The following is a 24,452-nucleotide window of genomic DNA, read 5'->3' on the forward strand; positions in this document are numbered from 1 at the left end:
CTACCGGCCAGCCTGCGCCACCGCGACGCAGTGGTCGACGATCTCCTCCAGCGCCTCGCGGTAGAAGCCGATCAGCTTCTCCACCGTCGCCTCGTCGTACATCGCCCGGCTGAAGATCCAGCTCATCGAAAGCTGCCCTTCGTACACGTTGCCGGCGATCTCCAGCCAGTTGGCCAGCGGAGCCTCCTCGTCGTGGACCGGCCCCGGATGCTCCACTGCCGGCTTGAACATCGCATCGTCCCCGCCCAGGCTGCGGTCGAACTGGCCCAGGTAGTTGAAGGTGATGCGCGCCTGTGCCGGACCCAGCGAGGCACCCTGCGGCCGCAGGTGCTTGAGCACGCCATGCCCGATGCCGCGACGCGGCACGTCCATGCGCTGCTGCTTCGTCGAGAGAATCAGCGACTCGACCGGCGAACTGCCCTCGCGCAGCCGCACCGGGTAGACACTCGTGAACCAGCCCAGCGTGCGGCTCAGGTCGAGCCCTGCGGCATCGGCCTCGCGGCCGTGGCCTTCCAGCTGGACCAGCGTCTCCGGCTCGCCACTCCAGCGCCAGACCGTCCTCGACAGCGCCGCCAGCAGCAGATCGTCGATGGACGTGCCGTACGCCGAGGGCGCCACGCGCAACAGCTGGGCCGTGCGTTCGCTGTCCAGGCGCATGCGCTGCGTCAGCGCGTCGCGATCGACCAGCGCGTCGATCGGCCTGTCCCTCGGAATGTCGACCACCGGCTGCAGCTGCGCCTGCCAGTAGGCAAGTTCATCGTCCAGTTCCGTCCCCTGCGCCAGGGCCTGGAGATGCTCGGCCCAGGCCTTGAAGGAGGCCGTCTTGCCGGGCAGCTGCACCGAGCGGCCTTCGCTGAGTTGCCCGTAGACCGCCTGCAGGTCTTCCAGCAGCACGCGCCACGACACGCCGTCGACCACCAGGTGATGCACCACCAGCAGCAACCGCGCGCTGCCGTCCGCATGGCGCATGTGCACCACGCGCCACGCCGGCCCCTTGGACAAATCGAGGCTGCGCTGCGCCGCGTCCGCCACCAGGCTGATCTCCTGCGCACCGGCGACCTCGCGGCTCCACAGCAGGTCGCGCGGCTCCGCTTGCGCGCTGTAGCGCTGCCGCCAGCGTCCGTCGGCCTGCTGTTCGAAACGCAGTCGCAGCGCGTCGTGATGTGCTGCCAGAGCGTCGAGCGCCTGCAGCAGCAACGATTCGTCCAGCGGCTTCGCCGCCTCCAGCATCAGCGCCTGGTTGAAGTGATGGCGCCGCGGAATGGGCGTGTCGAAGAACCAGGCCTGGATCGGAATGAGCGGCAGCGTGCCCTGCGCCTCGACCACGGCCTGTGCCGGCTCTGTCGGCTGCACGAGCGCGACATCGGCAAGCTGCTCCACCAGCGCCTCGATGGTCGGATGGCGCATCAGGTCGCGCAGGCGCAGCTGGAACCCCAGATCGGCCTGCCGCACCTTGGAGATCACCTGCAGGCTCAGGATCGAGTCGCCACCCAGCTCGAAGAAGTTGTCCGAGATGCCCACCGACTCCACGCCCAGCACCTCGGCCCAGATGGCGGCGAGCCTGCGCTCCCTGTCGTTGCGCGGCGCCTTGATCTCGCGCTGCGCGTCCACACCCGGCTCGGGCAACGCGTGGCGGTCCAGCTTGCCGCTGATCAGCCGCGGCAGCGCATCCAGCACGATCAGGTGCGCGGGCACCATGTGCTCCGGCAGGCGCCGGCGCAACTGCTGCAGGGCCTGCTGCGACAGCTGCGCGCGCGGCCCGCTCGGCATGGGCACGATGTAGCCGACGAGCTGTCGGCCCGAGGGCCCTTCGTGCAGCTGCACCGCGGCCTCCAGCACGCCCGGAACCTCGCGCAGCTGCGCTTCGATCTCGCCCAGCTCGATGCGGAAGCCGCGGATCTTCACCTGCTGGTCGGCGCGCCCGATGTAGGCGATGTTTCCGTCCTCGCGCCACCGCACCAGGTCACCGGTGCGGTACAGGCGGCCGCCGCTGCCCGTGTTGTCGAAGGGGTCGGCGACGAAGCGCTCCGCCGTCAGTGCGCTGCGCCCCAGATAGCCGCGCGCCAGGCCGTAGCCGCCGATATAGAGCTCGCCGACGCTGCCGCGCGCAACCGGCCGCAGCTGCGCATCGAGCACATGGACCGTGCGTTCGCCCACCGGCCGCCCGATGGGCGCATAGGCCTCATCGAAGCCACGGTCCGCGCTGGTCTTCCAGATCAGCGGCGTGACCACGGTTTCCGTCGGCCCGTAGCCGTTGATGAGCGTGCGCGGCCGCAGCGACTGGCGCACCTTGTCGTAGGCGGCCCGGGGCATCGCCTCGCCGCCGAACACGTACAACTCCACCGGAGGTGCCTCGCCCAGCGCCTGCGCCCAGTCGGCCAGCTGGCTCAGGTAGGCCGGCGGGAAAGCCGCGTTGGTCACGCCGTAGCGATACAGCGCGTCGCAGGTCTGCTCCGCCGTCCACAGCTCGTTGTCGCGCAGCGCCAGGCTCGCGCCCACGGTGAGCGCCGTCAGCCAGCGCTCATGGGCCCCGTCGAACGAGAAGGACATGAAGTGCAGCTCGCAGGAGCGCGCCACCATGCCGTAGATCTCCGCCGTGGCCTGGCAATGCATGCTGAGCGGCCCGTGCGACACCGCCACGCCCTTGGGCTGGCCCGTCGAGCCGGAGGTGTAGATCACGTAGGCCAGCTGGTCCTGATGAACCGCGACCTCCGGATCGTGAGCGGGCCAGCCGGCCAGCTCCGCTTCGTCCAGCACCAGCGTGTCGGCCATCGAGGGCAGGCGCGGCAGCACGGCGCGCTGCGTGAGCATCAGCCGCGCACCGCTGTCCTTGCACATGAAATGCAGGCGGTCCTGCGGATATTCCGGGTCGAGCGGCAGGTACGCGGCGCCGGCCTTGAGCACGGCGAGCAGCGCGACGATGGTCTCCAGCGAACGCTGCAGCGACACCGCAACGACCGCATTGCCACGCACGCCGCGCTCGATCAGCGCGTGCGCCAGGCGATTCGCGCGTGCATTGAGATCCGCATAGCTCAGCTCGGCATCGCCCATCAGCAGCGCGATCGCCTCGGGCTGCAGGCGCGCCTGCTGCTCGATGAGCTGGTGCACCGGCGTGCGCAGGAAACCGTGGCGCCCGCTGCGGCCCAGGCGCGCGATCTCGGACTGCTGCGCCGAGGTCAGCGTGTCGAGGTCGCGCAGCGCCTGCGAGCTGTCCTGGCTCATCCTGTCCATCAGGCCGAAGAGCTGCTGCGAGAGGGCCTGCACGTCTGCTTCCTTGAATCGCTCGCGCAGATACTTGAGCTTGATCGTCAGCACCTCGCCCAAGTGGACTTCCACGTCCATCGGATAGTGGGTGACGTCTACCGACTCGGCCTGCTCGAACTTCAGGCCCTGGTCCGCGCGGCCGGCGAGCGTCTGGTCGATCGGGTAGTTCTCGAACACGACGATGCTGTCGAACAGCCCCTGGCCGCCGCCCTGCCCGGCCCAGCGCTGGATCTCGTGCAGCGGCGTGTACTCGTGCTCGCGCGAGGCCAGGTTCTGCGCCTGCAGTTCGCGCAGCCAGTCCCCCAGCCGCTGCGCCGGCGCGGCGTCGACGACCACGGGCAGCGTGTTGATGAAGAGGCCCAGCATCCGGTCGGCCCCCACCAGCCCCGCGGGCCGGCCCGCCACCGTGGCGCCGAAGACGACCGTTTGCTGCGCGGCGTAGCGCGACAGCAGCAGCGACCATGCGCCCTGCACGAGCGTGTTCAGCGTCACGCGCTCGCGGCGGGCGAAGGCCTGCAGGGCCTGCGTGCCTGCCGCATCCAGCGCGGCACCGACTTCGCCGTGGCCTTCGCCGTTGGCTGGCGGCTCGAGAGCCGTGCCGAGCAGCGTCGGCGCATCGATCTTCTGCAGCCGGCTGCGCCAGTAGGCCTCGCCTTCCTTCGCCGTACGCGCGGCCAGCCAGGCGATGTAGTCGCGGTAGCTGCACGCCGGCTCTTCTGTCGCCACGCCGTCGTAGGCCTGCAGCACCTCGCCGAACAGGCGAGACATGCTCCAGCCGTCCAGCAGCAGGTGGTGACAGCTCCAGATGAAGCGATGGCGCTGGTCGTCGATGCGGATCGCGGCAAGCCGCATCAGCGGCGGCGCCGACAGGTCGAAGGCGGCCTGCTGCTCCAGTGCCAGCGCCTCGATCGCCTGCGCCTGGTCGGCTCGCCCGCGCCAGTCGTGCACCGCCATCGGCAGTTCCACCGACCTGGCCACCCACTGAAGCGGAGGCTGGGCCATGCTCAGGAAGCCCGTGCGCAGCACGTCATGGCGTTGCACCACCTGCTGCCACGCACCCCTGAAGCGCTGCACCTCCAGCCCCTGCACGTCGATGCGCAGCTGCGTCACGTACGCCGTGCCACCCCCGTCGTACTCGCTGTGGAACAGCATGCCCTGCTGCATCGGCGACAGCGGATACAGGTCCTGCACCTTCTGCGCCTCCGATGGCAGTACATCCAGCAAGGCGTCCAGCTGCGCCTGCGTCAGCGCCGCCAGCGCGAAGTCCGAGGGCGTCACGCCCGAGGCTGCGCCGGTGCAGTGCGCCACCAGCGCCAGCAGCTCCTCGCGCAGCCGGTGCGTCCACGCCCGCACGTCCTCTTCCCGATGCCGCTCGCGCCCGTAGCTCACCGCCAGGCTCAGCTCTCCCTCGTACACCCGCGCGTTGATCGCGAACTCGTGCGCCTGCGGCGCATCCCCTCCCATCGCCTGGCCACCGCCTTGCGCCGCCGGGCGCCACAGCGCCTGCTCGTCGAAGCTGCCGTCGAACTGCCCCAGGTAGTTGAAGACCACCTGCGCCCTGGGCAACGCCTCGATGGCCTGGCGCTGCGCATCGCTGCCCAGGTAATGGAACACGCCGTGCCCCAGCCCCTTGTTGGGCACCTGGCGCAGCTGCTCCTTCACGCGCTTGAGCGCATCGCCGATCTCGCCCCGCGGCGCCAGCGCCACCGGGTACACGCTGGTGAACCAGCCCACGGTGCGGCTGAGGTCCATGCCCTCGAAGATGTCCTCGCGCCCGTGGCCTTCGAGGTCGACAAGCACGCTGGCCTGGCCGCTCCAGCCGCACAGGGCTCGCGCCAGCGCGGTCAGCAGCAGGTCGTTGACCTGGGTGCGGTAGGCGGCCGGGGCGTCCTTGAGCAGGCGCTGGGTGGTGGCTGCGTCCAGGGTGACGTTCACGCTGGCCTGCTCGCTCGCGCGGCGGCTGCCCCGGGGGTTGGCGCATGGCAAGGAGGCCGTCTCTGCATGGCCCAGGGCCTGCTGCCAGTAGGCCATCTCGCCGGCATTGGCCTGCGCGTAGCCTTGCAGGGCCTGCGCCCAGTCGCGGTAGCTGCTGCTGCGCGCGGGCAGCTCGGCGCTTCGGCCCGCGAGGCTGGCGCGGTAGGCGCTCTGCAGGTCTTCCAGCAGGATGCGCCAGGACACGCCATCGACCACCAGGTGGTGGATGGCCAGCAGCAGCAGCCAGCGGCCGTCTTCGACTTCGATGAGCAGCGCCCGCATCAAGGGGCCTCGCTCCAGGTCGAGGCTGCGCTGGGCTTCGTCGCACAGCGCCTCGATGCCGGCTTCGTCCTTCGCGCGGCGCACCCACAGCAGTTCCTGCAGTTGCGCTTCGGGAACGGGTTCGTAGCGCTGGGTCCATTGGCCCTGCGCCTGCTGGCTATAGCGCAGCCGCAGGCCGTCGTGGTGCTGCACCAGCGCGCCCAGCGCCTGGCGCAGCGCCTTCATGTCCAGCGGCTCGCGGCTTTGCAGCAGCACCGACTGGTTCCAGTGGTGGCGCGCCGCCATCTCCATGCCGAAGAACTCGGCCTGGATCGGCAGCAGCGGCACTTCGCCTTCGGCCGGCCCGCGCACCTGCGCCGCGGCCGCCTCCTGGTCGAGTGCCTGCACCACGCCGGCGAGCTGGGCGATGCTCTGGCGCTCGAACATCTGCCTCGGGGTGAGCTGCCAGCCCGCGCGACGCGCCTGCGCGACGATCTGCAGGCTGAGGATGGAGTCGCCTCCGAGTTCGAAGAAGTTGTCGTGGCGCCCCACCTGCTGCAGGCCCAGCACCTGGGCCCACACCTGCGCCAGCGCCTGCTCCGCTTCGCCCTGCGGCGCTTCGTAGTCGTGCGCCGCGGCGTACCCAGGCTCCGGCAGCGCCTTGCGGTCGACCTTGCCGTTGGCGTTCAGCGGCAGCGCCTCCAGCACCACGAGGGCACCGGGCACCATGTACTCCGGCAGCACCGTGCCGAGCTGTTCGCGCAAGGCTGCCGCCTCCAGCGCCGGCTGGCCTTCGTGGCCGCAGACGTAGCCCACCAGGCGGGCTCCGCTGGGCCCCTCCTGCGCCACCACCACCGCCTCGCGCACGCCCGGCTGCGCCAGCAGCTGCGCCTCGATCTCGCCGAGCTCGATGCGGAAGCCCCGCACCTTGACCTGGTGGTCCAGCCGCCCGAGGTATTCCAGCTGGCCGTCCTCGCGCCAGCGAACCAGGTCGCCCGTGCGGTACAGCCGACCGCCGGCCTCATCGAACGGGTCCGCCACGAAGCGCTGCGCCGTCAGGCCGCTTCTGTTCAGGTAGCCACGGGCAAGGCCCGCGCCCGACACAAACAACTCACCGGCGCATCCCACCGGTACCCGATGCAGGTCGGGGTCGAGCACATGCATGCCGAGGTCCGGAATGTTCACGCCGACCGGGCTGCGCGGCACCTCGAGATCGAGCGCCGTGATGGGCCGATAGGTCACGTGGACAGTGGTCTCCGTGATGCCGTACATGTTGATCAGCCGCGGCTGCGCATCGCCGAAACGCTCGACCCACGGACGCAGGCTCTGCGGCTCCAGCGCCTCGCCGCCGAAGATCACATGTTTCAGCGACAGGCCGGCTTCCTCGTAGAGTCCGCGTGCGGTCATCAACTGACGGAAAGCCGAGGGCGTCTGGTTCAGCACCGTGACCCGCTGCTCGCGCAGCAGGGCCAGGAAGTCGTCTGGCGAGCGGCTGATCCAGAAAGGAACGACCACGAGCCGGCCGCCATGGCACAGGGCACCGAAGATTTCCCAGACCGAGAAGTCGAAGGCATAAGAGTGGAACAGGGTCCACACGTCGTCCGCGCCGAAATGGAACCAGTCCTGCGTCGAGCCCAGCAGCCGCACCACCTGGCGATGGCACAGCTGGGCGCCCTTGGGCTTGCCGGTCGAACCGGAGGTATAGATGACGTAGGCCAGCTGGTCCGCGTGCTGCGCGACGGCCGGATCGTGATCGGGCACCGACTGCAGCTCGAGCGTGTCCAGCGCCAGGACCTGCACGCCCGGTCCGCTGGGCGGCAGGCCGGGCTGCACCTCGCTGTGCGTCAGCAGCAGCGCGATGCCGCTGTCTTGCATCATGTGGGCCAGGCGATCGGCCGGATAGGCCGGGTCCAGCGGCACATAGGCTGCGCCGGCCTTCAGGATGGCCAGAAGGGCCACCACCATCTCGATGCCGCGCTCCACCGCCAGGCCAACGCGGGCCTCCGGCCGTACGCCGAGTTCGATGAGCCGATGCGCCAGGCGGTTCGCGCGTGCATTGAGCTCCGCATAGCCGAGCCTGTGTTCGCCGAAGACCAGCGCCACGGCCTGCGGACGCGCGCGGGCCTGCTGCTCGAAGAGGCCGTGCAGCGAGGCATCGCGCGGCACGGCCGGCTGCTCGCGTTCGGCTCCCCAGGACTGCAAGGTCTGGAGCGTCGCCGGATCGAGCAGCTCGAGTCGATCCAGGCACCCGGCCTTCGCATCGACCAGCTGCAGCAACAGGTGCCGCATGCGGTCGGCGATGGCACTTGCCGTCTGCTCGCCGAAGCTGTCGCGCATGAAGCCGAACTGCAGCCCCAGCGTGTCGGCCTGGCGCACGACCAGGGTCATCGGGTAGTTGCTCTCCTCGCTGTGCGCGATCTCGCCGAAGCTCAGGCCGCCGGGCGAGCTCGCCTTCAGCGCCTGATCGACCGGGTAGTTCTCGAACACGACGATGCTGTCGAACAGCCCCTGGCCGCCGCCCTGCCCGGCCCAGCGCTGGATCTCGTGCAGCGGCGTGTGCTCGTGCTCGCGCGAGGTCAGGTTCTGCGCCTGCAACGAGCGCAGCCAGTCGCCCACGGGCCGGCCGGCCTCGATGCCGACGATCATCGGCAGGGTGTTGATGAACAGGCCCAGCACCTGGTCGGCACCGCGCAGTTCGGCCGGGCGACCGGCTACCGTGACGCCGAAGCTCACGGTGCGCTGGCCGGAGTGACGGGCCAGCAGCAGCGCCCAGGCCGCCTGCACCAGCGTGTTCACCGTGATGCGCTCGGCCCGCGCGAAGGCTTGGAGGCGTTGGGTTTCCGAAGTGTCCAGGGTGCGGATGCAGCGGCCGTGCCCCGGCTGCGCTTGCGCCGGCCTGGGCAGCACCTGGCTCAGGTGCGTCGGCGCATCGAGGCGAGCGAGCTGGCCGCGCCAGTAGGCCTCGTGGGCCACGGCATCCTGTGCCTGCAGCCACTCGATGTAATCGCGATAGCGGCCGGCCTGCGGCGGCAGGGCGGCCCCTGCGTAGGCGCTCAGCACTTCGCCCATCAGCCGCGACAGGCTCCAGCCGTCGAGCAGCAGGTGATGAGCGGTCCAGACCAGATGATGGCTGTCCTGCCCGGTACGGATCGCGAGCAGCCTGGCCAGGGGCGGCTGAACGAGGTCGAAGCCGCGCGCGAGATCTTCGCTCGCCCAGTCGTCCAGCGACTGGCGCAGGTTCGGCTCGGCGCGCGCATCGCGCTCCAGCCAGGGTGTTTCCACCGACCTGGCCACCCACTGCAGCGGAGGCTGGGCCATGCTCAGGAAGCCCGTGCGCAGCACATCGTGGCGTTGCACCACCTGCTGCCACGCACCCCTGAAGCGCTGCACCTCCAGCCCCTGCACGTCGATGCGCAGCTGCGTCACATACGCCGTGCCACCCCCGTCGTACTCGCTGTGGAACAGCATGCCCTGCTGCATCGGCGACAGCGGATACAGGTCCTGCACCTTCTGCGCCTCCGATGGCAGTACATCCAGCAAGGCATCCAGCTGCGCCTGCGTCAGCGCCGCCAGCGCGAAGTCCGAGGGCGTCACGCCCGAGGCTGCGCCGGTGCAGTGCGCCACCAGCGCCAGCAGCTCCTCGCGCAGCCGGTGCGTCCACGCCCGCACGTCCTCTTCCCGATGCCGCTCGCGCCCGTAGCTCACCGCCAGGCTCAGCTCTCCCTCGTACACCCGCGCGTTGATCGCGAACTCGTGCGCCTGCGGCGCATCCCCTCCCATCGCCTGGCCACCGCCTTGCGCCGCCGGGCGCCACAGCGCCTGCTCGTCGAAGCTGCCGTCGAACTGCCCCAGGTAGTTGAAGACCACCTGCGCCCTGGGCAACGCCTCGATGGCCTGGCGCTGCGCATCGCTGCCCAGGTAATGGAACACGCCGTGCCCCAGCCCCTTGTTGGGCACCTGGCGCAGCTGCTCCTTCACGCGCTTGAGCGCATCGCCGATCTCGCCCCGCGGCGCCAGCGCCACCGGGTACACGCTGGTGAACCAGCCCACGGTGCGGCTGAGGTCCATGCCCTCGAAGATGTCCTCGCGCCCGTGGCCTTCGAGGTCGACAAGCACGCTGGCCTGGCCGCTCCAGCCGCACAGGGCTCGCGCCAGCGCGGTCAGCAGCAGGTCGTTGACCTGGGTGCGGTAGGCGGCCGGGGCGTCCTTGAGCAGGCGCTGGGTGGTGGCTGCGTCCAGGGTGACGTTCACGCTGGCCTGCTCGCTCGCGCGGCGGCTGCCCCGGGGGTTGGCGCATGGCAAGGAGGCCGTCTCTGCATGGCCCAGGGCCTGCTGCCAGTAGGCCATCTCGCCGGCATTGGCCTGCGCGTAGCCTTGCAGGGCCTGCGCCCAGTCGCGGTAGCTGCTGCTGCGCGCGGGCAGCTCGGCGCTTCGGCCCGCGAGGCTGGCGCGGTAGGCGCTCTGCAGGTCTTCCAGCAGGATGCGCCAGGACACGCCATCGACCACCAGGTGGTGGATGGCCAGCAGCAGCAGCCAGCGGCCGTCTTCGACTTCGATGAGCAGCGCCCGCATCAAGGGGCCTCGCTCCAGGTCGAGGCTGCGCTGGGCTTCGTCGCACAGCGCCTCGATGCCGGCTTCGTCCTTCGCGCGGCGCACCCACAGCAGTTCCTGCAGTTGCGCTTCGGGAACGGGTTCGTAGCGCTGGGTCCATTGGCCCTGCGCCTGCTGGCTATAGCGCAGCCGCAGGCCGTCGTGGTGCTGCACCAGCGCGCCCAGCGCCTGGCGCAGCGCCTTCATGTCCAGCGGCTCGCGGCTTTGCAGCAGCACCGACTGGTTCCAGTGGTGGCGCGCCGCCATCTCCATGCCGAAGAACTCGGCCTGGATCGGCAGCAGCGGCACTTCGCCTTCGGCCGGCCCGCGCACCTGCGCCGCGGCCGCCTCCTGGTCGAGTGCCTGCACCACGCCGGCGAGCTGGGCGATGCTCTGGCGCTCGAACATCTGCCTCGGGGTGAGCTGCCAGCCCGCGCGACGCGCCTGCGCGACGATCTGCAGGCTGAGGATGGAGTCGCCTCCGAGTTCGAAGAAGTTGTCGTGGCGCCCCACCTGCTGCAGGCCCAGCACCTGGGCCCACACCTGCGCCAGCGCCTGCTCCGCTTCGCCCTGCGGCGCTTCGTAGTCGTGCGCCGCGGCGTACCCAGGCTCCGGCAGCGCCTTGCGGTCGACCTTGCCGTTGGCGTTCAGCGGCAGCGCCTCCAGCACCACGAGGGCACCGGGCACCATGTACTCCGGCAGCACCGTGCCGAGCTGTTCGCGCAAGGCTGCCGCCTCCAGCGCCGGCTGGCCTTCGTGGCCGCAGACGTAGCCCACCAGGCGGGCTCCGCTGGGCCCCTCCTGCGCCACCACCACCGCCTCGCGCACGCCCGGCTGCGCCAGCAGCTGCGCCTCGATCTCGCCGAGCTCGATGCGGAAGCCCCGCACCTTGACCTGGTGGTCCAGCCGCCCGAGGTATTCCAGCTGGCCGTCCTCGCGCCAGCGAACCAGGTCGCCCGTGCGGTACAGCCGACCGCCGGCCTCATCGAACGGGTCCGCCACGAAGCGCTGCGCCGTCAGGCCGCTTCTGTTCAGGTAGCCACGGGCAAGGCCCGCTCCGCCCAGATACAGCTCGCCCGCCATGCCGGCCGGCACCAGATTCAGGTCGCCATCGAGCACCACTGCAGTGCGGTCGCCCACAGGCGAGCCGATCGGCATGTAGGCCGCATCGAAGCCCTCGCCCGCATGCGCCTTGGCGATGGTCGGCGTGATCACTGTCTCGGTCGGCCCGTAGCCGTTGATGATCCGCGGCGGCCGCAGGTTCGACATCACGCGGTCGAAGGCAGCGCGCGAAGTCGCTTCGCCGCCCACGGTGTAGGAGCGCAGCGAAGGCACGCGCCCCTCTTCGCCCATGCCCTCGGCCAGCTGCTGCAGATAGCTGGGCGTGAAGCAGGCGATGGTGATGCCGTGACGGCTCATCTCCTCATGGCTGCGTTCCACCGACCACAGCTCCTCGTCGCGCGGCATCAGCGCCGAGCCGAAGGCCAGGGGCGTCCAGATGCGCTCGTGCGCACCGTCGAAATTGATGGACGCGAACTGCAGCTCGCGGTCCTGCGGCGTCATGCCGTAGACCTTGCCGATGGCCAGGATGTGCATGCCCAGCGGCCCGTGCGCGACGGCGACGCCCTTGGGCTGACCGGTCGAGCCCGAGGTGTAGATGACATAGGCCAGGTGCTCGCCGCTCAGCGCGACGTCGGGGCTGTCTTCGCGACCAGTTTCCAGCGCCTGTGCATCGAGCAGCAGCGTGGGGAGTTCGCGCATCGCGACCGGCAGGCGCCCGCGCACATGGGCCTGCGTGAGCAGCATGCAGATGCCGCTGTCGGCTGCCATGAATTCCAGCCGCTCCGCGGGATAACCGGGGTCGAGCGGCACATAGGCGCCGCCCGCCTTGAGCACGCCGAGCAATGCCACCACCGTCTCGATGGAGCGCTCAACCGCCAGGCCCACCCGGCTTTCCGGCCGCACGCCCAGCGCGATCAGCCGATGGGCCAGCCGGTTGGCGCGGGCATCGAGTTCGGCGTAGCTGAGCTCGGTGTCGCCCATGATCAGGGCCGTGGCCTCGGGACGCACGCGCGCCTGCCTTTCGACCAGCCGGTGCACGAAGGCTTCTTCCTGCCCCTGTTCGGCGGAATTCCACTCTCCCGTTCCCCAGCGCTGCAACTGCAGGCGCTCGGCTTCGTCGAGCAATTCGACCTCGCGCAGGGTCTTGCCAGGGTGGCTCACCAGATGCTGCAGCATCGCGACGAAATGCGTCGCCAGCCGCTCGACGGTCCGAGGTTCGAACACCGCCTTGGCGTAGGTGAAGACGAAGCCGAAGCCACCGTCGGATTCCTCCAGCGTGTCGAGCGCCAGTTCGAAGGGTGCCGTCTGCTCGACGATCTCGTAGGGCTCCAGCGCGAGCCCGGGCAGTTGTCCCAGCGCGCCCAAGTTCTGCTGCTGGTGGTTGAAGATCACCTGGAACAGCGGTGGCTGGCTCAGGCTGCGCTGCGGCGCGAGCGCATCGACCAGCTGCTCGAAGGGCAGGTCCTGATGAGCCTGCGCGTCCAGCGCCGCCTGGCGTGCCTGCGCGAGGAGCTGGGCCAGCGTCGTGTGGCCTTCCACCGTGTTGCGCAGCACCTGCGTGTTGACGAACAGGCCCACCACGCCGGCAACCTCGGTCCGGTCGCGGTTGGCGACCGGCACGCCGAGGCGGATGTCGGTCTGGCCGCTGTAGCGGTGCAGCAGGCCCTGGAACGCTGCCATCAGCAGCATGAAGGGCGTGGCCTTTTGCGCGGTGGCGCTGCGCCGCAGTTCGCGCGCCAGCGCCTCGGGCAAGGCGGCACGGTGGCGGGCCACGCGATACGGCCCCTGCGCGGGGCGCGGATGGTCGCCCGGCAGCTGCAGCAGAGGTTGCGCGCCGCCGAGCTGCGCCTTCCAGTAGTCGAGCTGCCGGTCGCGCTCGCCGGCATCGAGCCAGTTGCGCTGCCATGCGGCGTAGTCGGCATAGCTCAGCGTCGGCTTGGCAAGCGCCGGTGCGGTGCCCGCGGTGTGTGCGTGATAGAGCTGGCCGAATTCGTCGATGAGGATCTGCATCGACCAGCCGTCGGCCACGATGTGATGCAGCACCATGACCAGGATCTGCTCGTCGTCGGCCAGACGGATCAGGCCCACGCGCAGCAGCGGGCCGGCGGCCAGGTCGAAGGCTTCGCCGGCCATGCGGCTTGCTTCCTCCTGCGCCCGGCCGTCGCGCGACTGCCCAGGCTCGGCGCGCAGGTCGACGTGGCGCAGATCGGGCATCGACGCGGCATGCACGACCTGCTCGGCCACGCCTTCGGCGCTGGCGCGGAAAGTGGTCCGCAAAGATTCATGCCGCGCCACCAGCGCGGCCAGGCTGGCTTCCAGGGCCTGCTGGTCGAGCCGCCCCTTCAGCCTCAGCGCGGCCGTGATGTGATGCGCCGCGCTGGCGGGCTCCATCTGCCACACGAACCACTGCCGGGCCTGTGCGTACGACAGCGGCGACACCGCCCCCCCGGGCCGCGGCACGATGGGAAGCCGGCCGAAGTCAATGCCCTGCTGCCGCAACGCCGCGATGAATTCCTTCTGCTTTTCCGGCGGCAGCTCGGCAAAGCGTTGTGCGATCAATGTGCTGCGTGCGTTCACTTAGGCTCCCAGACTTTCCAACAATGCATCCATGCGATCCAGCTCCGAGCCATCCTGCTCGGCGTGTGCGGCCTGTGCGCGGCCTTCCGCCGCCAGGACTTCGGCACAGGCCGCGAGGCTCGGGCATTCGAAATAGCGCTGCAGCGGCAGGTCGACGCCCAGACGCGCCTTGACCAGCTGCCGCAACTTCAAGGCGGCCAGCGAATGGCCTCCGAGCTCGAAGAAGTTGTCGTGGCGCCCCACCTGCTGCAGGCCCAGCACCTGGGCCCACACCTGCGCCAACGCCTGCTCCGCTTCGCCCTGCGGCGCCTCGTAGTCGTGCGCCGTGGCGTACTCCGGCTCCGGCAGCGCCTTGCGGTCGACCTTGCCGTTGGCGTTCAGCGGCAGCGCCTCCAGCACCACGAGGGCACCGGGCACCATGTACTCCGGCAGCACCGCGCCGAGCTGCTCGCGCAAGGCTGCCGCCTCCAGCGCCGGCTGGCCTTCGTGGCCGCAGACGTAGCCCACCAGGCGGGCTCCGCTGGGGCCCTCCTGCGCCACCACCACCGCCTCGCGAACGCCCGGCTGCGCCAGCAGCTGCGCCTCGATCTCGCCGAGCTCGATGCGGAAGCCCCGCACTTTGACCTGGTGGTCCAGACGCCCCAGGTACTCCAGCTGGCCGTCCTCGCGCCAGCGGACCAGGTCGCCCGTGCGGTACAGACGCCCGCCGGCCGCATCGAACGGGTCCGCCACGAAACGCTGTGCCGTCATGTCGCTGCGATTCAGATAACCGCGCGCAAGCACCTCCGCGCCCACATACAGCTCGCCGATCGCGCCCAGCGGCGCTTTGCGCAGGCTGCCGTCCAGCACCAGCAGGCGCGCGCTGGAAGCCGGCCGCCCGATGGGCGGCAGCCCCTCGCCGTCGGCGAGCTCGACGACGAACTCGCTGACCACGTGGGTCTCGGTGGGACCGTACTGGTTGAGCAGGCGGCACTGCGGCTCGCGCTGCAGCCAGGCGATCAACGCGGGCGTGAGCTTGAGCTGCTCGCCCGCCGTGACGATCTCCTTCAGTGCCGGCAGCCGCGTGCCTTGGGCCAGGGAGGCTTCGGCAAGATGCTGCAGCACGGAGAAGGTCAGGAACACGCGCTCCACCGACTGCTCGCGCATCAGCGCCTCGAGTTCGACCATGTCGAGCCGCTGCGCCTCGGTGCTCTGCACCAGGCAGCCGCCAGAGGCCAGGCCGCTGAGCATTTCCTGGAACGCCACGTCGAAGCACGGCGATGCGTACAGCAGGGTGCGGCGCGAGCCGGGAATGCACGCCAGCTGCCAGGCGATCAGCCGCGCCACCGCTTCGTGCCGCATCGCAACGCCCTTGGGACGCCCGGTGGAACCCGAGGTGTACAGCACGTACGCCAGGTGGTCTCCATGGAGCGGCACGACCGGGTTGTCCCCGGGCTCGCCGCTCACGTCGTCCGTGTCGAAGGACAGCAGGCGCACGCCGGGCCGGGACGGAGTCCGCGCCGCGAGGGCATCACGGGTCAGCACCCAGGCGACGCCGCTGTCTTCCACCATGTAGGCCAGGCGATCGGACGGGAAGGACGGGTCCAGCGGCACATAGGCCGCACCCGCCTTCAGCACAGCCAGCAAGCCCACCACCGTTTCGACGGAACGGTCGACCGCGATCGCCACCCTGTCCTCCGGCCTCACGCCGAGCCGGATCAGGCGATGCGCCCACTGGTTGGCCAGCCGGTTCAGGGCCGCATGGCTGAGCCGCCGCTCGCCGGCGACCAGCGCCGGAGCCTCGGGATTCAGCCTTGCCTGGCGCTCGACCAGCCGGTGCACAGGCTCCGGCGAATGTGCCCTGAAGTCGCCGCGTTCGAAGCGCGCCAGTTGCTCCAGCTCACACGGTTCGATCAGCGGCAGCTGCGCCAGCGGGCGCTCGCCGTTGTCCTCGGCCAGGGCCAGCAGCAGTGCTCGCAGTTGGCTCGCGAGGCGCTCGATGGTCGCCTCGTCGCACAGCTCCTGCGCGTAGAGCCAGTCCAGCTGCAGCGTGTCGCCCTGATGGACCAGCAGGCTCAGCGGATAGGAGGTGTCTGCCTGCGTGCGCACCGGCCCGAACACCAGTCCGCCCGGCGAAGCCTCCTTCAGCACCTGGTCGACCGGGTAGTTCTCGAACACCATCAGGCTGTCGAACAGGCCCTGCCCAGCACCGCCCGCCCAGGCCTGGATTTCATGCAGCGGCGTGTGCTCGTGCTCGCGCGCGGCCACCTGGCTGGCCTGCAGTTCGCGCAGCCAACCGCCCACGGGCTGCCCGGCTCGCAGCGGCACGACCACCGGCAAGGTGTTGATGAACAGCCCGAGCATCTGCTCGGCACCGCGCAGATCGGCAGGACGGGTAGCGGCGGTGGCGCCGAACACGACGGTGTCCTGGCCCGTATGGCTGCCCAGCAATAGCGCCCACGCGGCCTGCATCAGCGTGTTGAAAGTCACCCGCTCGCGCCGCGCAGCCTGTTGCAGGCGCTGCGTGGCAGAGGCATCGAGCAGGCTGCGATGGCGCGCCTTGCCTGTCTTTGCAAGGGCGGGAGGGCGCAGTGCGGACAGCAACCGCGTCGGTGCGTCCAGCGTACCCATGGTAGCGCGCCAGTAGCGCTCGCCGGCCTGCGGATCGCGCGCGCCCAGCCAGGCGATGTAGTCGCGGTAGCGCCCTGGCGCCTGGGACGGCGGCTGCCCGCTGTAGCGGTGCAGCACCTCGGCCATCAGTTGCGCGGCGCTCCAGCCGTCCAGCAGAAGATGGTGATGCGTCCAGATCAGGTGATGACGGCGTTCGCCGGTGCGCGCCAGCAGCAGCCGCATCAGCGGCGGCCGCGAGAGATCGAAACCCTGCTCCTGCTGTTCGCGGGCCAGCGCCTGCAGCGCCGCACCAAGGTCGACGCGCTCGCGCAGGTCGTGCTCGATCCAGGGCATTGCCGTGCCCGCGCTGGCGGCCACCCATTGCAGGGGCGCTTCGCCATGCACGAGGAAGCCGCTGCGCAGGATCTCGCTGCGCTGCAGGGCCGCCTCCCAGGCAGCGCGAAGGCGTGCCGGATCGAGGTTCTCCACATCCACCGCGAGCTGGTTGACATAGCTGCCGTCCTGCGGTTCGAGCAGGCCGTGGAACAGCATGCCCTGCTGCATCGGAGACAGCGGATACAGATCCTCCAGCTCGGCGACCGCCACCGGCAAGGCATCGAGTTGCGACTGGCCGAGGCCGGCCAGCGGAAAGTCCGATGGCGTCACGCCGCGTGCACCCGCAGTGCAATGCGCGATGAGCGCATGGAGTTCGTCCTCGAAGCGCTTCACCCACCCCTGCACCGTCCGCCGCTCATGCCGCGCGCGGCTGTAGCTCACGGTGATGGTGAGTTCTCCGCCGGACACCTGGCCGTTGACCGTGAACTCGTGCAGCAGCGGTGCCGCTTCATCCATCGACACGCCCGGACTCTCTTCGGCCTGCCGCCAGGGCGAGCCGGCGTCGAAGCCGCTGTCGATCTGCCCCAGGTAGTTGAAGACGAGCTGCGGCGCCGGCAAGGCCCTCAGGGCCTGGCGCTGCGCTTCACTGCCCAGGTGCTTCAGCGCGCCATGGCCAAGCCCCTTGAGAGGAATGCCTCGCAGGCTTTCCTTCATCCGCCTGAGCGCCTCGCCCGGCTCGCCCGAGGTATCGAGCAGCACCGGGAACAGGCTGGTGAACCAGCCCGTGGTGCGCGACAGGTCGACGCCACCGGGCAGGTCCTCGCGGCCGTGGCCCTCCAGCATGATCTGCATCCGCTCGTGTCCGCTCCAGGCGCACAGCGCCCGACCCAAAGCCGTGAGCAGCACGTCGTTGACCTGCGTGCGATAGGCCGCCGGCGCCTCCTTGAGCAGCGCGTGCGTCCTGGCCCGGTCGAGGCGCAGCTCGATGCTGCCGCGCTCGGCCTGCGTGCTCGCGCCCTCGGGATGCTCGCAGGGCAACACCACGGGCACTTCGGCCAGCGTGCGCCAATAGGCAAGCTCCCCGTCGCCGGACGCGGCGGCGTACTCCTGAAGGGCCAATGCCCAATCCCTGACGCTGCCGGTCCTGGCGGGCAGCGCGACGGTCTCGCCCGCGCGCAATCGCGCATAGGCTTGCCCCAGGTCCTCGAGCAGGATGCGCCACGACACGCCATCGATGACAAGGTGATGTGCCGCGAGCAGCAGGCGCCATGAGCCGTCGCCGAGCTTGATGGCCAGCGGGCGCAGCAAGGGCCCGCGCTCCAGGTCAAGACTGCGCTGTGCTTCGTCGCACAGTGCCTCGACCGCGGCCGCGTCTTTCGCCTCGCGCACCCACAGCAGCTCCTGGTGCCAGCCTGCCGGCAGCGGCTCGTAGGCCTGCCGCCACGCATCCGCGGCATCCTTGCAGAATCGCAGCCTGAAGGCATCGTGATGTTCCATGGCGGCCACCAGCGCCCCCTGAAGTGCGGGCAGGTCCAGCGGCTCGCGGCTTTGCAGCAGCAAGGACTGGTTCCAGTGATGACGCTCGGGCATCGCCGTCTCGAAGAACTCGGCCTGGAGCGGCAGCAGCGGCACCGCGCCGTTCTCCACGCTGTCCTTCGCGCCGTGGCCGGTCGACGGCGAAGCCGCGGCATCCACCGCTTCGGCCACCTCCGCGAGTTCCGCGATGGTCTGGCGATCGAACATCTGTCTTGGCGTGAGCTTCCATCCGGCCGTACGCAGGCGCGCCACGATCTGCAGGCTCAGGATGGAATCGCCGCCGAGGACGAAGAAGTTGTCGCGCCGCCCCACCCGCTGCACGCGCAGCAGTTCGGACCAGATCGCGGCCAACGCCTGCTCGACCACGCCGCAAGGTGCTTCATAGGCGTCGGTCGCGACCGACTCGGGCTCCGGCAGCGCCTTGCGGTCGATCTTGCCGTTGGCATTGAGCGGCAGCGTGTCCAGCACGAGCAGCGCGCCGGGCACCATGTAGTCCGGCAGCGCGGCGGCCAGGCGCTCGCGCAGCACTGCTGCATTCAGCGCCTCGCCTGTTCGCGCCGAAACATAGCCCACCAGCCGCATGCCAGCGGGACCGGCTGCCGCCACCACTACCGCCTCGCGCACGCCCGGCTGCGCCAGCAGCTGCGCCTCGATCTCCCCGAGCTCGATGCGCAGGCCCCTGATCTTCACCTGATGGTCGATGCGACCCAGGTATTCGAGCTCGCCGTCCTCCCTCCAGCGCACCAGGTCGCCCGTGCGGTACAGCCGCTCTCCGGCATCGCCGAACGGATCGGCGACGAAGCGCTCGGCGCTCAGGCCTGCCTTGTCCAGGTAGCCCCGCGCCAGGCCGATGCCTCCGAGGTACAGCTCGCCCGGCAAACCCTGCGCCGCGAGGTTCAGGCCATCGTCGAGCACATAGGTCTTCGTGCCCGCGATCGGGCGGCCGATGGCGACGTGGTTGCGCCCGTCGGGCCTGCACGTCCAGTGCGTGACGTCGATGGCCGCTTCCGTTGGGCCGTACAGGTTGTACAGGCCCGCGCCGGGCAGCCGCTCGAACACCCTGGCCTGCGCCTCTGCCGGCAGGGCCTCGCCGCTGCACACGATGCGCGTCAGGCTGGTGCAGGCCTCGATGCCCTCATGGGCCACGAAGGCCTGCAGCATGGAAGGCACGAAGTGAACGGTCGTCACGCCGTGACGGCGGATCAGCTCGACGAGCTTCGCCGGCTCGCGATGGTCGCCCGGTCGGGCCACCACCAGGCGCGCGCCCTGCATCAGCGGCCAGAAGAACTCCCACACCGACACGTCGAAGCTGAAGGGGGTCTTCTGCAGCACGGTGTCGGCTTCGCCCAGCGAATAGGCGTCCTGCATCCACGCGAGGCGGTTGTACAGCGACAGGTGGCGGTTGGCCGCGCCCTTGGGCCGGCCGGTGGAGCCGGAGGTGTAGATGACGTAGGCGAGATGCTCGCCGTGCAGGGGCACGCCGGGGTCGGCGCTCGGGCCTTCCTCGAGGTCGAGCCGGTCCAGCTCGATGCTCTGCACGCCCTCGCGAAGCGGAATGCCCGGCACCACATGGCTCTGGGTGAGCAGCAGCGCGACGCCGCTGTCCTCGAGCATGTAGGCGATGCGGTCACTGGGGTATTCAGGGTCGATGGGCACGTAGGCGCCGCCGGCCTTGAGGATGGCCAGCAGGCCCACCACCATCTCGATGCTGCGCTCTACGGCGATGCCGACCTTGGTATCGGGCTTCACACCCAGCGCGATCAGGCGATGCGCGAGGCGGTTCGCCTTCGCGTCGAGTTGCGCGTAGCTCAGCGAGACATCGCCGAACACCAGCGCCACCGCGCCGGGGTTGCGTTGCGCCTGCCTGCCGATCAGCCTGTGCACCGGCTCCGCATAGTCGTGGTGCGGCAGGCCGGCGCTCTGGCGCCTCAGTCCGGCGCGTTCTTCCTCGCCCGTCAGCACGAGATTCGCGAGCACGCAGTCAGGGTCGGATGCCAGCGTCTGCAGCACGCGCTGGTAGCTGTCGACCAGCCGCTGCGCGGTGCGCGCCTCGAACAGGTCGGTGTTGTATTCGAGCCGGCCGCGCACGCCCTGCGGGTCGATGTAGAAGTCCAGCGACAGATCGAACTTGGCGCCCGCATCGTCGAACTCTTCCAGCTCGGCCTGCACGCCCTCGAAATCGAGCGCCACGGCCTCGCCGGACATCTGCACGCCGAACATCACCTGGAACAGCGGGCTGCGTGCCGGGTCGCGCCGGTCCTTGCGGTTCGCGAGCAGCACTTCGAAGGGCAGGTCGGCGTTGTCCAGCGCGGCCAGCGCATCGGCGCGCACCTGGCGGCAGACCTCGCGCAGGCTCTGCCTCGGCGAGAGCCGCGCGCGGAACACCTGCGTGGTCACGAAGAAGCCCAGCAGCTCGCTCACTTCCTCGTGGTGCCGGCCGGCGTTGGGCACACCGACGGCGAAGTCGCCCTGCCCGCTCAGGCGCGACAGCAGCACCTGCCATGCCGCGAGCAGCGCGACGAAGGGCGTGCATTTCTCGGCGCGGCAGAATTTCTGCACCGCCAGTGCCAGCGCCGGCGGCAGCTCGAAGCCCAGCGCGGTGCCGGCGAATGTCTTCTGCGCGGGACGCGTGCGGTCGGTCGGCAGGTCAAGCGACGGAACCTCGGGGCCGAGATGCCGGTTCCAGTGGTCGAGCTGGCGCGCCAGAGCGCCGCCCTGCACGCTCGAGCGCTGCCACACGGCGTAGTCGGCGTACTGCACGGGCAGCGGCGGCAATGCGACGGCAGCACCGCCGCTGCGCAGCGCGAGCCGGTAGGCCCGCGCCAGGTCGCCGGCGAGGATCGGGTTCGACCACGCATCGGAGACCACGTGATGCAGGCACACGGCCAGCACGTGGCGCCGGTCGCCCAGCTTCACCAGCCGCGCGACCAGCGCTGGCGCGGCGCCCAGGTCGAACACATGCGCCGCGGTGCGGCGCACGGCCTCGTCCAGCGGCTGCTTCTGCGCTTCGGGCGAAAGCGCCGAAAGATCGATGCGCTCAAGCGCGAAGGGCGCCGATGCCTGCACCCGCTGCATCGGCACGCCGTCCTGCTCGAAGAAGGCGGTGCGCAGGATGGCGTGGCGCGCGATCAGCGCCTGGAACGCACGCTCAAGCGCATCGGCGTCGAGCGCGCCGCCCAGGCGGAAGACGCGCGGAAGGTTGTAGGCCGTGAGGCCGGGTTCGAGCTTCTGCAGGAAGCACAGCTGCTCCTGCGCGTAGGAAAGCGCGACGGCGTCGCCGTCGCGAACCGTGCTGACGATACCGATGCTCATGCAGCCTCGCTTGCTTCTGCCGTCGCCTCTTCGGACTGCCGAAGAGCCTGCGCCCGCTGCTCGAGCCCCTCGGCATCGCCGCTGGCCTCGCGCAGCACCGCGGCGAGCGCGACCGGCGTCGGGTGGTCGAACACCGCGCCTGCGGCGATCTCCACCTGCAGCTGCTTGCGGATGCGCGCCACCAGCTTGATGACCTGCAGCGAATGGCCGCCGAGTTCGAAGAAGTCTTCGTCCGCGCCGATGGGGCCGCTGCCCAGCAGCGAGGCCATGCCGCCGGCCAGCACGGCTTCGAGCGCGTCGCGCGGCTCGGTGCGCACGCGGCGATCGGCCGCGGCGGGTTCCTTCGCCGCCAGCGCGGCCAACGCAAGACGGTCGATCTTTCCGTTGGGCAGGCGCTCGAAGGCATCCACCGCCTTGAAGCCGGCCGGCACCATGTGCGCGGGCAGCAGCGCGGCAAGTTGCTCGCGCAACGCACGGCCATCGGCTGTCGCGGTATCGTCCGCGACGAAGAAGGCGGCCAGCGTCGTCGTGCCTGCGGCGTCCTGCACCGCCAGCACCACCGCCTGCCGCACGCCCGGCTGCGCCAGCAGCACCGCCTCGACCTCGGCGGGCTCCACGCGGAAGCCCTGGATCTTCACCTGATGGTCCGCGCGCCCCGCGAGGCGGATGCCGCCTTCGGGCAGCACGTGCGCCAGGTCGCCGGTGCGGTAGAGCCGCTCGCCCGGGTTGAACGGATCGGCGACGAAGGCCTCGCCCCCCTCGCTCGCTTTGCGGTTCAGGTAGCCGCGGCACAGCTGCGCGCCGCCGACGTAGAGCTCGCCCATGCCGCCCGCTGGCACAAGGCGCAGCGATGCGTCGAGCACGTGCACGCGGTTGTTGGCCAGCACCTGCGTCAGCGGCAGCTGCGCTGGCAGTTGCTCGTCCGCGGGCACGGCATGCACCATCACGCCGACCGTGGTTTCGGTCGGCCCGTAGTGGTTGTAGATGGCGCACTGCGGCGCGAGCCGCGCGATGCGCTCGACCAGCGCGCGCGGCGCGGCCTCTCCGCCCAGCACCAGCGTGCGCGGCAGGCTGGGCACCTCGCATTCGAGCAGCGCCTCCAGGTGCGAGGGCACGATCTTGATCGCGTCGATCGCATGCGCGGCCATGAAGCGAGCGAAGGCTTTCGCGTCCTTGGCTTCGTCCTCGCCCGCGACGACGAGGCAGGCGCCGTTGAAGAAGGCACCGAAGAGCGCGGTGTTGCCCAGGTCGGCCACCACCGAGCTCGTGAGCGCCCAGCGGCGGCATTCATCGAGCTTCATCGCGGCCGAGGCGGCGGCCACGTAGTTCAGCAGCTGGCCCTGCTCGATGGCGACGCCCTTGGGCTTGCCGGTGGAGCCGGAGGTGTAGAGCACATAGGCCAGGTCCTGCGGCGCGATGCGGTGCGCCGGAGCCTCGCCGGGCAGGCCGTCGAGCGCGGCGGGCAGCGCATCGAGCACCAGCGCGGGCTGCGCGTCGGCGAGCACGGCGGAGCGGCGCGCCTCGGGCCAGCCGGGCTCCAGCGGCAGGTAGGCCGCCCCCGCGCGCCAGGCGGCGAACATCGCCACCGGCAGGTCGAGCGAGCGCGGCAGGTTGAGCGCGACGATAGCGCCCGGCTTCACGCCCTGCGCGACGAGCCAGTGCGCGAGGCGATTGACGCGGGCATCCAGCTCGCGGTAGCTCAGTCGTTGACCACCGCCTTCGAGCGCGGGGGCCTCGGGCGTCGTCTTCGCCCAGTGCGCGATGCGATCGGCCACGGTCTGCGTGCCCACATCGATGCGCACATCGTTCTGCGCGAGCAGCAGCGCCTGCTCCTTCGCGCCGACCAGCGGCAGCGAGCCCGCAGGCGCATCGGGCCGAGCGACCACGGCCTCCAGCAGTGTGGCGAACTGCATCAGCAGCCGCTGGAGCGCGGCGCGGCTGTAGCGGGCCGCGTCGGCGTGCAGCGACAGCACCGTGCCCTCGACGCTCCATGCGGCCTGCAGCGCGAGCTCGAAGCACTGTATCGGACCGGGCAGGCCGGCCAGCGTCCATTGCGTGCCGGTGCCATGGCGGCGGCCTGCCTCGTGCGAGGCGAAACCGACGACGGTGTGCGCGGCAAGCGGCGGCGTATCGACGGGCCAGTATTCCTGCACGTCGACGTGCGCGGCCATGGTGCCCTGCAGCCGGGCGATCCAGCTCGCGAAGGACTCATCGGCGGCCACGTCGACCACGATGGGCAACACTTTGTCGAACAGGCCGACCGCGCCCTGCATCGGCTCGTAGTCGCGCCGGCAATCGTGCTGCCAGCCGCCGACGAAGCGGCCCGCGCCGCCGTCCAGCCGCGCGAGCAGCAGCCACCACACGCCCTGCAGCAGGGTCTCGGGCTCGACGCCGAGCGCGTCCGCGCGTTCGGCCACGCGCGCCGAGAGCGCCGCATCGATGGCAGCGCCGGCCTCGTGGCGCGTCGTTGACGCTCCGGCGCCATCGAGCCGCGCATGCAGGCGCGGCGACGCGAGCGTGGCGGCGTGCGCCGCGAAGCGCTGCCAGTAGGCGCAGCCCTCCGCGGCGTCCTCGCCTTCGACGAGATCCTGCCGCCATTCGACGAAACGCGCGTACTGGAAGATGTCTTCCGGATCGATGTTGCCCTCGCCCAGATAGGCCATGGCGATCTGGTCGAAGAGGTTCCGCAGGCTCTCGCGGTCGGCGGCCAGCGGGTTCACCGACAGCGCGAGCGTGTGCCGCGCCTCCCCCGTGCGTACGAGGCCGGCGCTGACGAGTTCGCCGCGCTCCATGGCCAGCGGCTCGCGGTTGAAGGCGTCGAGCCATGCGGCCACGGCCTCGCCGGAGGCGTTGGGCATGTCGGCGGACTGCCACTTCAGCGGCGGCATTTCGTCGTGGTACTGCAGCCGCAGGCCCCGGTAGCCGGGCACCTGCCGGATGGACGCGCACAG

The 24,452-nt window shown here is 70.4% G+C and carries 3 protein-coding genes (1 of these 3 cut by a window edge); all 3 read right to left on the bottom strand.

Annotated features, from left to right (window positions below):
• Tightly spaced (each overlapping or abutting the next), the 3 genes in view from ABL838_RS21140 to ABL838_RS21150 form a layout consistent with a single transcriptional unit that may run on beyond the window.
• On the bottom strand, positions 1–13,728 hold the full coding sequence (locus tag ABL838_RS21140; RefSeq protein WP_418121736.1) for a non-ribosomal peptide synthase/polyketide synthase: 13,728 nt from the start codon (positions 13,726–13,728) through the stop codon (positions 1–3).
• The gene (locus ABL838_RS21145; RefSeq protein ID WP_418121737.1) at positions 13,729–21,501 is read right to left on the bottom strand and encodes an amino acid adenylation domain-containing protein; all 7,773 of its coding nucleotides are present in this window, start codon (positions 21,499–21,501) and stop codon (positions 13,729–13,731) included. It abuts the gene before it with no gap.
• Positions 21,498–24,452: the 3' portion of a non-ribosomal peptide synthetase gene (locus tag ABL838_RS21150; protein WP_418121738.1), read on the bottom strand. The gene runs 177 nt beyond the window's last position; only the last 2,955 of its 3,132 coding nucleotides appear in the window; the start codon falls outside the window, past its right edge — the gene reads right to left on this strand; it ends in the stop codon at positions 21,498–21,500. Before ABL838_RS21150 ends, ABL838_RS21145 begins: the two co-directional genes overlap by 4 nt.

The organism is Variovorax sp. 160MFSha2.1, from assembly GCF_048305075.1.
GTDB classification, from domain to species: domain Bacteria; phylum Pseudomonadota; class Gammaproteobacteria; order Burkholderiales; family Burkholderiaceae_C; genus Variovorax; species Variovorax guangxiensis.